This is a genomic window from Candidatus Nitrotoga sp. M5, assembly GCF_927904885.1.
In the GTDB taxonomy this organism is placed as follows: domain Bacteria; phylum Pseudomonadota; class Gammaproteobacteria; order Burkholderiales; family Gallionellaceae; genus Nitrotoga.
In genome coordinates, this window is sequence record NZ_CAKMNW010000019.1 from 53,305 (window position 1) to 65,388 (window position 12,084).

9 protein-coding genes are annotated in these 12,084 nt (G+C 55.9%); all 9 read right to left on the bottom strand.

The genetic code is table 11. The features are described from left to right. Nucleotides 1-91: 91 nt before the first annotated feature. A complete protein-coding gene (locus MJ770_RS05755; protein ID WP_239250652.1) occupies nucleotides 92-1,576 on the bottom strand; it encodes a mannitol dehydrogenase family protein in 1,485 nt (494 codons plus the stop codon). A gap of 182 nt (nucleotides 1,577-1,758) precedes the next feature. Further along, nucleotides 1,759-2,643, bottom strand: a complete 885-nt coding sequence (locus MJ770_RS05760; protein WP_239250653.1) for a carbohydrate kinase family protein — start codon at nucleotides 2,641-2,643, stop codon at nucleotides 1,759-1,761. Nucleotides 2,644-2,751: 108 nt separating this feature from the next. Further along, nucleotides 2,752-4,512 (bottom strand): purine-cytosine permease family protein, encoded by a 1,761-nt coding sequence (locus MJ770_RS05765; RefSeq protein WP_239250654.1) that lies wholly within the window; start codon nucleotides 4,510-4,512, stop codon nucleotides 2,752-2,754. A gap of 138 nt (nucleotides 4,513-4,650) precedes the next feature. Next, nucleotides 4,651-5,979, bottom strand: a complete 1,329-nt coding sequence (locus MJ770_RS05770; protein ID WP_239250655.1) for an ABC transporter substrate-binding protein — start codon at nucleotides 5,977-5,979, stop codon at nucleotides 4,651-4,653. A gap of 86 nt (nucleotides 5,980-6,065) precedes the next feature. Continuing rightward, on the bottom strand, nucleotides 6,066-7,364 hold the full coding sequence (locus tag MJ770_RS05775) for a carbohydrate porin (protein ID WP_239250656.1): 1,299 nt from the start codon (nucleotides 7,362-7,364) through the stop codon (nucleotides 6,066-6,068). 174 nt (nucleotides 7,365-7,538) lie between these two features. Next, a complete protein-coding gene (locus tag MJ770_RS05780; protein ID WP_239250657.1) occupies nucleotides 7,539-7,778 on the bottom strand; it encodes a phosphoenolpyruvate-utilizing N-terminal domain-containing protein in 240 nt (79 codons plus the stop codon). Between the two features lie 37 nt (nucleotides 7,779-7,815). Further along, nucleotides 7,816-8,706: a hypothetical protein gene (locus MJ770_RS05785; RefSeq protein WP_239250658.1), complete on the bottom strand. Its 891-nt coding sequence runs from the start codon at nucleotides 8,704-8,706 to the stop codon at nucleotides 7,816-7,818. A gap of 309 nt (nucleotides 8,707-9,015) precedes the next feature. Beyond that, the gene (locus MJ770_RS05790; protein ID WP_239250659.1) at nucleotides 9,016-9,726 is read right to left on the bottom strand and encodes an NF038129 family PEP-CTERM protein; all 711 of its coding nucleotides are present in this window, start codon (nucleotides 9,724-9,726) and stop codon (nucleotides 9,016-9,018) included. Between the two features lie 144 nt (nucleotides 9,727-9,870). Then, the gene (locus tag MJ770_RS15450) at nucleotides 9,871-12,051 is read right to left on the bottom strand and encodes a S8 family peptidase (RefSeq protein ID WP_305855780.1); all 2,181 of its coding nucleotides are present in this window, start codon (nucleotides 12,049-12,051) and stop codon (nucleotides 9,871-9,873) included. Nucleotides 12,052-12,084: the final 33 nt, after the last annotated feature.

Below are 12,084 nucleotides of genomic sequence, written 5' to 3' on the forward strand. Positions count from 1 at the left end.
TCAGGTTGCGGCGACGAGAACGCTACAGCCGATGCCGACTTGCCATTAGCGAGTTTGACTTTCTCTTATCTCGACAAGTAATGTTGATGCCTTACAGGAGCTTTCTCATTCGAAGCGAGATGTCGTGGTTTTCGTAGAGAGCTTGAATAATTTCCGTATACAACGCGGTGAATTGTTTGTTGTGGATGAGATTGCCAAAAACGGGTTCGAGTTTAAGAAATGACAGCGTGTCATCTGGGGTTCTCTTCGCAGCTTGATGCAGTTCGTCTTTCATTGCATCGATAATATCGAGCCGCGCGCCGTGCCGGTCGACGCCCTTGTCGCTATAGAAACACCATGCGGCGATGACCAGGGTGGCATATTTGATGCTGCCGCCGCGCTCCAGATTTGCGGTGATCGTCGGGACCAGGAATACCGGCAGCTTGGCGGAACTTTCCAGGCAGATTCGCGCCAGGCTGTCCTTGATGTTCGGGTTGCCGAACCGCTCGATCAGACTGTCCTTGTAAGCGTCCAGATCGATTCCTTCCACCGGGTCGAGCACCGGGGTCGCCTCCACATCCATGAACCGGCGCAGATAGGTCGCAAACAGCGGATCGGCCACGCAGCCATCGATGGTTTTGTGTCCGTGAATCGACCCAAGCAACCCGAGGACGGAATGCCCAGCGTTGAGCAACCGTAGTTTCATTTTCTCGTACGGCGTGACGTCGGGAACAAACTGCGCGCCGACCTTTTCCCACGCGGGCCGGCCGTTGGAGAAACTGTCTTCGATGACCCATTGGGTGAACGGTTCGCAGGTGACCGGCCATTGGTCATTCAATCCCACTTCGCTACGGAGGTACGCGATATCCTCCGGCGTTGTTACGGGCGTGATCCGGTCCACCATGGCATTGGGGAAGCACACGTCGCTCTCGATCCACCGCGCGAGCTCGGGATCCTGCCTGCCCGCGAATGCCAGCACCATCTTGCGCGTCAGGTTGCCGTTGTGCTGGATGTTGTCGCATGACTGAATGGTGACGGCCGGGAGCCCCTGGGCGCGGCGTTTCTTGAGCGCAGCGGTCAGATAGCCAAACACCGTCTTCGGGGTCTCGGGATGTTCCAGATCATGCCGCACATCGGCATCGCCGAAATCGAACTCGCCCGTAGCGGGGTTGAAGTTGTAGCCCCCCTCGGTGATGGTCAGCGAAACGATCTTGGTGTCCGCGCTGGCCATCTTGTCGATGACGGCGCCGGGATCGTCGCAGCCCAGCTTGAAATCGATCAGGGAGCCGATGACGCAGGTTTCGACCTTTCCTTGGGGATGCTTCACGATCAACGTGTAGAGATAGTCCTGCGCTTTCAGAATATCCCCGATTTTGCGGTCGGCCTCTCGCAGACCCACGCCGCAGATGCCCCAGTCGGACGCCTCGGACTCGTTCATCAGCGCATCGGTGTAATACGCTTCGTGTGATCGGTGGAATCCGCCGACGCCGATATGGACGATGCCGGCTTTGACTTTGCTCCGGTCATAGGATGGACGAGCGATTTCGTCGGTGAGGAGGTGAAGGTTTTCCTGCTTGAGTTGAACGAGTTCCGTCATGACAAACTCCCTATGAACCTTATCGCTATTTTCTCCAGCTGTTTGTTGAGCGCTTTGGCCTGATGCATCACCCAGTGGGCGGAGATGAAGGCGTACTGGTAGAAATTGTCCCGGTTGGCTTCGCAAACCGCCATGTCCGCGATCCAGAACATCAATTTTATTCTATTACTTTTCTTTGTTGCTCACAATTTCTTCAGATGTTCGGGCAGGACCGGGGTTGCACCCTTCTGCGAGCAGACAAACGAGGCGACCCGGTTCGCAAACACATTCACCGTGCTCAGCGGCCAGCCCTTCAGCACGCCCATGCAGAGCGACGCCGTGAATGAATCCCCGGCTCCGACCGAGTCCACCGCAAGCCCCTCCACTCCCGGGGTGTCATCTACTTCAGCGCCCCCTACAAGCACGCTTCCGTCCGGACCGCGCGTGTAGGCTACCAGCCTCAGGTCAAACCGTTCACGCAACTCGTTGAGCTGATCCATTACATTGCCGCGCAGGCCGAAGTAGCCGGCCAGCACTGGAAGCTCTTCGTCGCTGAGCTTCAAAATCGAAGCGAGGCGTAGCGAGGCGTCGACTTGCTCCTTCGAAAAAAAAGACTGTCGCAAATTCACGTCGAAAATCTTCAGCGCCGCCTCCGGCATGTGCCGCAAGAACGTGTGGATGGTTTCGCGCGAAACCGGTGAGCGCTGCGAAAGCGATCCAAAACACACCGCATCCAGGGTCGCCGCCAGCGCCTTGAGCCCGCCGGTAAAAGCAATATGATCCCATGCCACATTCTCGAAAATCCGATAGGAAGGTTTGCCCTCTTCGTTCAGCGTCACCTGCACAGTTCCGGTAGGGAACGTGTCGCTTTCCAGGACATAGCTGGCATCCACCCCCATTTCCCGCAGCTTGTCGCGAATGCCCAGTCCCAGTTCATCGGTCCCCACGCAGCTTACTGGATAGGCCTTCGCGCCGAGCTGGTAGCAATGGAACGCAAAATTGGCCGGGGCGCCGCCGAGACGCTTGTGCTCTGGAAACACATCCCAAAGCAACTCGCCGATTCCCGCCACTGTAAAACCATTACTCATTCTTCATACCCCTCTCCTTAAACCATTCGTCCTCAACGCATCCAGGTGCCAGCGTCGACATTGAGGGGCGTGGTATCACCCCATCCCGGTCGCTGTGGTCACGCGTCCTTAAACTGCGGGCTCTGACGCCCCCCGCACCGCAGCTCTTTGCAGTGCCTTAGAACGCTTCAAATCCCAGTAGGCGAAGACAAAGTAGATCACCGTGCACCAGATGCTAACGTCGTAGAACCGCTCCAGATTGACATAGTAGACATAGATGTCAGGGCTGTGGAACAGAACCCTCCAGGCAAGAACGAATGGAACTGCCAGGCCAATGATGATGTAGATCGCCTTGATCACTTTGGAAAGAATGGAGGCGTCATTGACGGGCTCGTGACTCTCCGTTGCGGCTTGTTGCGCATGAAATTCGGCGACTCTCTCCTGGAACACCCGTTCCGCCTGCTCGCCCTCGGGATAGCTTTCAGCAGCACCGTATTTCTTCGCCAGCACGATATAGGCGGCGATCGAGACGAACCAGGTCGGCAGGAACAGGTAGTAGAACGGAATGATGTTGAGCGCGCCCAGACCAAAACCAAAAACCAGCGAGACCGCCCATGTGCCGATCGCCGGGACGCTGTACTGCAAGCCCTTGAAACGAGCCCAATAGCGGGTAAATCCGATTCTCGGGAAGATATGGTGTTCGGCGAAGACGATACCGCCCACCGGCACGAGAATGAGGCCGGCATAGGTCAAGAGGGGGAGCATGCTTTGGTAAATGAATGGAAAGGCACTCGCGACCACGACCGCCAGTCCAACGAGCAAGGTTACCTTCGTCCTGGGCACGTCGGGAAATACGGCCTGCGCGGCTAGACCGGCGCGGTAAAGGTTCGCATTGGCGGTTGTCCACCCGGCAACGACCACGATCACAAACCCCGATGCGCCCAGGGCATAGAAGGCCACTTCGCCCGGATCGACCACCATGATGCTGGATTTCGTCATCGCCGCGGTCGCCGCGCCCATGAGTCCCGCTGAAATCCAGGCCACGTAGTGTCCGAACATCATGCCCGTACTGGTCGCGAGACCATAACTTTTCTTCTTGGCATAGCGGAGCAGCGCCATGTCGATCAGCCCGAAGTGAGAGAAGGTGTTCGCGGCCCACGCGAAGCCGGCAACCTCGAGCATCCCGATGCCCGGTTTTCCCTCGGCGTTCAGGCCCGTCCAGACGGTTGCTCCGGCTATCTGCACGAAATCGGAAAAGCTGGTCAGGGTGGTGTAGCCAGTGATGAATTCCGAGAGCGCGGGAAGCAGAACCATGCCGCCGACGATGAACATCACCATCAGCCATGGTGCGCAGATGCTGGCAAATTCGGTGACCGCATTGAACCCGAAGACCGCAACCAGAACCACGATGACCGCAACCGCGATAGCCACGATGACGAACAGCACACTCGTCGGATACGGATGCACCTGTGGGGGAATATCGAACAATGCTCTGACAGCCGTTGCCGACACGGTGATCATGGCCGCCGATATGACGCCGAAGATCAAGACATTGGCCACGTTGTAGAGGCGCGACATCGAGTCGCCGGCAATGCGGTTCAAATAGGTGTAGAGGCTCAGCCGGGTATCGACCGCGATCGGCGCGGTGATCAGCCAGAAGCTCAGGATGGCCAGCGTGTTGCCGATCAGCAGACCGATGAGAATGTCCCATATCCCCGCACCCAGTGCCACAAAGGTGGCGCCGATCACGAATTCCGTCGCGGCAACGTGTTCGGCGGCATACAGGCCGGCAAAGCGCCCCCAGCCATGCAGCTTATGCGGTGGGATCGGAAGCTGCTCGTCGTCCATATCGGCTATGGACTGTCCTGGATCGAAAGCTTTATTGGTCATTTTTCGCTCCCCTACTACTGTGTCTTACGTCATTCCAATCAACGGGAAATTTGTCTGCAGAAGCAATAGGCGGTCGACTATCGCCCACCGTCCGCAGCCGGACATGCCGAGTGAGCTTAGCGGCGGATCGCGGGGGGTTCATAGAGCGGAATGACCTTGGAGGAAGCGGGCGCGCTCTATGACCTTCCCAGTCACCCACTGGGCGTTGCCAAGCGCTTCATCGATCGGGATCGTTCCCGACAGCGCCGCTGCGAACCTGTTACCCACCGCGGTGCCGATGCTCTGGAACTCCGGAATCGCGACAAACTGAATTCCGGTATAGGGCACGGGTTCGACGGTCGGATGGTTCGGATCGGCTGCCAGGATCGACGCGAGCGTTGTCCTGGCAAAGGGCGCCGCGTCGAGATACGCCCGGTTCTCATAGAGCGACCTGCGGGTGCCCGGAGGCACGTTCGGCCAGCCGTCCTTCGTCGCGACCAGTTCCAGGTAGTGCTTCGAGGTGGCCCAGGCCACGAACTTCTTCGCCGCATCTTTGTTGTGGGAACTCTCGGGAATTGCCAGCGCCCAGGCCCAGAGCCAGTTTGCGCTCTTGCCCAGGCCCTTGTCCGGTGCGAGCGCGAAACCCACACTGTTGGCCACATCAGAGTCCGCATTGGTCACAAACTGCCCAGCCGCAGTCGCGTCAATCCAGATCGCGCACTTGCCTGCCCGGAACAGGGCCAGGTTTTCTTTGTAGCCCTTGGCCGACGCGTCTGGCGGGCCGACTTCGTTCATCAGCTCGACGTAGTCGGTGATCGTCGCCTTCCAGGCTTCACCGTCGAACTGAGGTTTCCAGTTCATATCGAACCAGCGAGCACCGTAGGAGTTGGCCATGGCAGTCAGGAAGGCCATGTTCTCCCCCCAGCCTGGCTTGCCACGCAGGCAAATGCCATAAACCTCATTGCTTTTGTCGGTCAGCTTGCGGGCAGCGTCCTTGATGAAATCCCACGTGGGCTTCTCGGGCATATCGAGCCCGGCTTTCTTGAACAGATCGGTGCGGTACATGGTGAATGAAGACTCGCCATAGAACGGCACGGCGTACATCTTTCCCTTGAACGACAGGCCCTGGCGGATCGGCGGCAGGATATCCTCGACGTCGTAGTCTGCCGGCAAACCGTCGAGTGTCACAAGCCACCCTCGCTTGGCCCAGATGGGAGCCTCGTAGGTGCCAATTGACAGTACGTCGAACTGCCCACCTTTGGTCGCAATGTCGGTGGTGACGCGCTGGCGTAGCACGTTCTCTTCCAGCACGACCCAGTCGAGTTTGATCTCGGGATTGGCTTTCTCGAACGCCTCCGAGAGCCTCTGCATCCGGATCATGTCGCCGTTGTTGACCATGGCGATGGTCAGTTTGGTTTCCGCCTGCAGTCCCGTGCTTGCCAGGGCCAGAATCGCGGCGCCCGCCACTGAAATCATTCGTAGCTTCATCCTTCTCCCCTCAACGCTTGTCGTTTGTCGATTCTTTCAGCGAGCTGTCATTGGTGCAATTGTATGTTCAAACATGCCGAGCTGCTTTAGAAATTTAGACTGAGTTGCGCGCCTAGCACGGTGGCGTTCGCCACATTCGCCAAGCCATCCGGGTGACGCACATACTGGATGCTTGGCATCACTTCGATGCCTGGCGCCAGCGCAATGTTGTAGTTCAGTTCGACCACGTACTCGTAACGTTGCACACCCACTGCCGAAGCGCCCACGGGCCGCAACTGGTTGTACAGGCGCTGTGCCGCAGTCAGCTTGCTGCTGACTGCATTGCGACCAAGCGCAAGGCCGATACGGTCATGTGGTCGCGAGGCGAAGGGCCCGGTGATAAAGCCACCGATGGCGAGAACCTCGCCAACTTGGCTTATCCTTTTGTCCGGATGAATCATGCTTGCGAACATTCGCAGGCCGCCGCCGGAAGCAGTGCGATACACCTGTATCTCAAGATTGACGTAAAAGGCATGGCTTTCGCTCACGCTTGCGACGGGGGTTGTCGTCAGGCCAGCCGGAAAACCAGCCTCGTCATAAATTTTACTGGCGCTGCTATCGTTTCGAACGACGCCAACGCGATAGTCGCCGTCGATTCCGTTACCGTAATCTGCCTTGTATTCAACCTCGCCAACCAGCATGGTTCCAGTCCAACCACCTGAAGGCCAAAGCCTGAGTCCGTTAGACGTTGAAAGGGCGTCCTTATTGTTGTTGTAGCCACCGGCCTTGAAATACCAGTGCTTGTCCGGCGTGAATGTGACTTGCGCACCAAGCGCGCTCACCGGGTTGCTATACCAGCTGCTGTTGATGAAATTCGATGAACCGCCGCTACAGAAGGTCAGATTCTGAAAGGCGCAACTCATGGCAAAGAAGTCGGCGCTGGGATAAATGCGCCCCACCTTGACCGACAGATGATCGTCGAACAGCTTCTGGGTCAGCGAGAATTGCGTTAGGCGTGTGATGTTCCCGCGCCCGTAAATCTGCTGTGATTGCAACAGAAACGGCATCCCGGCTTCGTTGTTGATCAAGGTGCCGTTGCGATCGGTGATCTCCACCTTGAGCTCCGCGCCGCGCCAACCGATCAACTTATCGAGAACGAAATAGCCTCCCAGAAAAAACTGATCAGCGTATGCCGTCGTATGGCGCTTGCCGCCCGAGGTATTCTTGGCACCCTGGCTGAAGTAGCCGAGTTTGAACGTAACCCCTTCATCAGCGAGCTTCGCCCGCTCACCGCCCCAGTCGCCGGTAATGTACTGGTTGGCCGGAAAACCATCGGCATGTACAACTGTGCCTGTCATCGTTGCCAGGATTCCGAGTGTATACACAATTGACCTGTACTTTTTCATAGTAGACTTCCCCTTCTAAGGCCCAGGCTTTTCCCAAGACTGCGCTTGGGAAAAGAGGTTCTCCTGCGGAGAACAGCCGAGAACTGGGCTGACGGGATGGTGTGATGCATGATGCCCGGATCGGCATTGGATGGCCATGGCCTCGCCACTCGGATAGTGTACGGCAACAATCCATCAAACATGTGCCTTGATCCGTTCGAGCGCCGTATCGACCAGATCGGGGTCGTCGAGAAACGCTTCGTGTACCCGGAAGATGGCTGCGCAGGCAGCGGCGCTTCTTTCCTTCACTTCGTCGTGGAGCTCCCGCAACTGCACCTTGGCCGCCTCGATCGACTGCCGCAAGCAAATATCCTCGCGCGCCGGATCGGTGGCGGTCACTGTCGGCAGAGGCCAAGAAGTCGGCTGCGCCGGCATGGCGTCACCCCATCCCGGTCGCTGTGGTCACGCGTCCTTAAACTGCGGGCTCTGACGCCCCCCGCACCGCAGCTCTTTGCAGTGCCTTAGAACGCTTCAAATCCCAGTAGGCGAAGACAAAGTAGATCACCGTGCACCAGATGCTAACGTCGTAGAACCGCTCCAGATTGACATAGTAGACATAGATGTCAGGGCTGTGGAACAGAACCCTCCAGGCAAGAACGAATGGAACTGCCAGGCCAATGATGATGTAGATCGCCTTGATCACTTTGGAAAGAATGGAGGCGTCATTGACGGGCTCGTGACTCTCCGTTGCGGCTTGTTGCGCATGAAATTCGGCGACTCTCTCCTGGAACACCCGTTCCGCCTGCTCGCCCTCGGGATAGCTTTCAGCAGCACCGTATTTCTTCGCCAGCACGATATAGGCGGCGATCGAGACGAACCAGGTCGGCAGGAACAGGTAGTAGAACGGAATGATGTTGAGCGCGCCCAGACCAAAACCAAAAACCAGCGAGACCGCCCATGTGCCGATCGCCGGGACGCTGTACTGCAAGCCCTTGAAACGAGCCCAATAGCGGGTAAATCCGATTCTCGGGAAGATATGGTGTTCGGCGAAGACGATACCGCCCACCGGCACGAGAATGAGGCCGGCATAGGTCAAGAGGGGGAGCATGCTTTGGTAAATGAATGGAAAGGCACTCGCGACCACGACCGCCAGTCCAACGAGCAAGGTTACCTTCGTCCTGGGCACGTCGGGAAATACGGCCTGCGCGGCTAGACCGGCGCGGTAAAGGTTCGCATTGGCGGTTGTCCACCCGGCAACGACCACGATCACAAACCCCGATGCGCCCAGGGCATAGAAGGCCACTTCGCCCGGATCGACCACCATGATGCTGGATTTCGTCATCGCCGCGGTCGCCGCGCCCATGAGTCCCGCTGAAATCCAGGCCACGTAGTGTCCGAACATCATGCCCGTACTGGTCGCGAGACCATAACTTTAACTGCCTGTATCGCGACATTGCGGTTACCATTTAGACCTGACCGGATTGAGCCACGCGAAAAAATGACGACCCAAGAACTTGCCGTGGCTAACAGTGCCACGGCAAGTTGCGAGAGACTTCATTTTTACTCAGCGAGGCCTTAACCGAGTGGCATTCGGTACTGCCCCTTGTTCTCTGGATGGGTAGCCCTCGCCCCGGTGAGAAGGGAAGGCCGTCTGTATCTTCTGTATGCGACGTTAGGAGAAAATGTGAATGGGGGAGTGCTGACCTTTATTGAGCCCGAACCCTTTTCGCTCAGAGCGCGCCTTTAAACGCGAGACGCCGACCATCCCGACCAGGCCGGGAACCAACAACCAGAGCATGCCGGGAGTGGGTACTGTCGCTACTGCTACCGTTACCAATGGAGCCGAAACGGGATGATTGGCATCAGTACTACTGAATGTCTGGATATTCAGCGGGGCTGACAGATCAACTGTAAGAAATGCGCCCGCACCAAATGGATCATTGGTAGCGATCGGATTGAACGTACTGTCCAAGAGGTAAAACGAGAAATTATCCGCGAATCCTGAGCCAAATAAGTTACTCGGAATATCGATTGTGAAGCTTAGCAAATTTCCCGCTGTGAACGCCTGATCAAATGAATTGAAAAAAATCGTATCCATCAGGGTTACGGTGGAACTCATATCCCCTGATGCTCCTCCTGTGAGATTGGGTGGTGTACCGGTAATAGCCCCCCCACCGAACATAAAGTTGTTTAGGGTTACCGTGTTATTGATAGCACCGTCTCCGTCAATCAAGTCGTACACTAACGAATAAGTTCCGCCGCTGATAGAAGAAGTATCAAGCGTTACATCGTAAATAGCATTGGCATGGGATAGCGCGGTACTTAATCCAAGCCACAAACCAACACCTAGTTTTAGTGCGTGTATCAATCCGTTACTGGTCATAATTAAACCTCATTGTAAAGTTATTAACTCAAATTTATTTATTCTTCGCCAGTTACAGGGGCGGCCTCTTAAGGTTGCCCTTTTGTTGCGCCGTCCAGGACTAGCGAAGATACCTGCCCTTGCATTTTTATCCTGCATTCTGCATTACAACGTACCTGAAAAAACCGCAGGCTTGTATGTAATACTCTGGAACGTCGGATTACTGAATTGGAGCAGAATACTTGTACTTTCACCTGGAGCCAGACCATCACCTCCCGTATTCAAAGTTACGTAAGGAGCCCCGCCGGAATTGGTTCCGTCTAAGTTTGCAAGTGTTACATTCGAGCTCAGATTATCCAGCACAAGAGACACCGGGTCTGAAATAAAGCCTGCAGTGATGTTGGCTACAGTTACCTGTTGTACAAACTGCCCGGTGCGGCGGTCATATCTGATTCCTGTTTGGCTGATCTTGACGTTCGAGGTGACATCGACCACTGTTGGTGGAGCGATTGCAGCCAGTGCGGCATTCGCATCAACCAACCCGTAACCGGTTCCGTAGTCAAAGCCAATGTCAAACCCCGGTGTGCTCGGATCATTCATATCTATCGCCGTGTTTTGTAAAGCGGTATTGATAGCAGCAGGCGTTATTCCCGGTACCAGTTCATTCATCAGCGCGGCAACACCTGCAACATGCGGAGCAGCCGCCGAAGTCCCGAAGAAGTTGGGAAAGCCGTCGCCTTCAAAATCACTTCCGAAAAATGATGTATTGCCACCATCCGGCCCTGTGATCATAGGGTTCTGACGAACATTCGGTGTGGCAAGCCGATTTCCCGCGGTATCAAAGAGTATCGCAGTGCCACCGGCTGACGAGGATTCTTCAATCAGTGGCGGGGTCTGCCCGAACGCAGGCGTTTGCTGATAAAACGCCGCACCGACACCTGATGCGCCGACGGCCAGAGGGTGACCATAGGAGGCACCAGTCTTGGTATCGAATTCATCGTAGGTGAAATTTTCGGATGTAGCGATGGTTTTCATCAGCCCCGGATTAGGGCCACTATACTTCAGAATTACCAAATTGAACGTAGCCTCAGAACCCGGGTTATCAAAACTCAGTATTTCGACTGGATCTGCTCCAAAATTAGGGTTATCGGCAATAGCAAGCGGCGCCGATGTGTTACAGGATGCATCGGTCAGGAGAATATCCAGGTCACTCGCCGAGCCCGGCGCGCCGCTGACGGAAAAGAACGGCTCGTCCCATTGAAAGCTTATGGTTACGCTTGCTCCAGCCGGAATAGTGATCTGCTGGCAAATATCCACTCCGGGTCCCGGATCGAAATCATGCGCCTCCTGATCTCCGTTGCCACTGCCAAGGTTAACGGTCTGACCGCTGGGCCTGAACGGCGCCTCATAAGCCTTGCGGCCAGCATTTCCAGTAGAGGTGAAATAGGATACGCCCTGAGCGGCTACCATATCGATTGCCTGTGAGATGACGCCATCCTGGTAGAACGGCTCCGCATTGTAGCTGATGTCATCGTTGATTACCGTCGCACCATCGGCGGCAAGATCCAGGATGCCTTGGGCAAATCCTGCCTGACCACCAATGAAAGCCGAGCGGAAAGATAGTGCGGCACCAGGCGCGACATCATGAATAATTTCCATCATCGCGCGGCCTTCGTCAGACCCTGGACAGGGCCCCTCCTGAAGGACAGTGACGTCCACGGGCAATTCACCATTTGCCACACCCTCGGCCGCACCACCGAGACAGTTATAGCTGTCTGACAGGGTGCCGACCTTGACACCGGTGCCATCAACTTCGAAGGTCGTACGCGCCATTTCAGATTGCATCGAAAAATCACCCTGGCTAGTGACACCGGCACTGACGGGATGTTTTGTCATGTAAGAAGGACGAACAAGTTGCAGAGAAGGCAGGTTTTTGAGTGCCGGAATTGCCGACAGCGGCAGGCGGCCGGAAACCATGCGTCCGAATACGGTGACGTCTAGTGCACCAAGAGCTTTCAGATCATTTGCCAGAACCTCTGGATCGCCCGATGCTGCGGCGTCGAACACTACCGTATCCGCAGTTATCACCATCCTTGAATTGGGTGGGTTGAAAACGGTACTCAACTTTTGCACGCTTTTCTGTTCCTGATAGCCCTGATACTTCTCGTGCAAATTAAGAAGACTACCGCTCACTTTGCTCATATCCACCTTCGAAGGCCGCTTGTTCAGCGGTGACTCTACGCTTTGAGCCATGACGGGTAAGGCAGTCGCGGCAATTGCAAACGCTCCCGCCCCAAGGACTGAATAGTTAAAGCAAGCCATCCACTTACGATTTAATTTACTCATGACGAATTCCACCACTTTGTTGAAAAATTTTTT

Excerpts from the sequence above, each read along its gene's own strand:
- MJ770_RS05755 (WP_239250652.1), bottom strand. The coding sequence starts at position 1,576 with ATGACGGAACTCGTTCAACTCAAGCAGGAAAACCTTCACCTCCTCACC.
- MJ770_RS05760 (WP_239250653.1), bottom strand. The coding sequence starts at position 2,643 with ATGAGTAATGGTTTTACAGTGGCGGGAATCGGCGAGTTGCTTTGGGAT.
- MJ770_RS05765 (WP_239250654.1), bottom strand. The coding sequence starts at position 4,512 with ATGACCAATAAAGCTTTCGATCCAGGACAGTCCATAGCCGATATGGAC.
- MJ770_RS05770 (WP_239250655.1), bottom strand. The coding sequence starts at position 5,979 with ATGAAGCTACGAATGATTTCAGTGGCGGGCGCCGCGATTCTGGCCCTG.
- MJ770_RS05775 (WP_239250656.1), bottom strand. The coding sequence starts at position 7,364 with ATGAAAAAGTACAGGTCAATTGTGTATACACTCGGAATCCTGGCAACG.
- MJ770_RS05780 (WP_239250657.1), bottom strand. The coding sequence starts at position 7,778 with ATGCCGGCGCAGCCGACTTCTTGGCCTCTGCCGACAGTGACCGCCACC.
- MJ770_RS05785 (WP_239250658.1), bottom strand. The coding sequence starts at position 8,706 with ATGGGCGCGGCGACCGCGGCGATGACGAAATCCAGCATCATGGTGGTC.
- MJ770_RS05790 (WP_239250659.1), bottom strand. The coding sequence starts at position 9,726 with ATGACCAGTAACGGATTGATACACGCACTAAAACTAGGTGTTGGTTTG.
- MJ770_RS15450 (WP_305855780.1), bottom strand. The coding sequence starts at position 12,051 with ATGAGTAAATTAAATCGTAAGTGGATGGCTTGCTTTAACTATTCAGTC.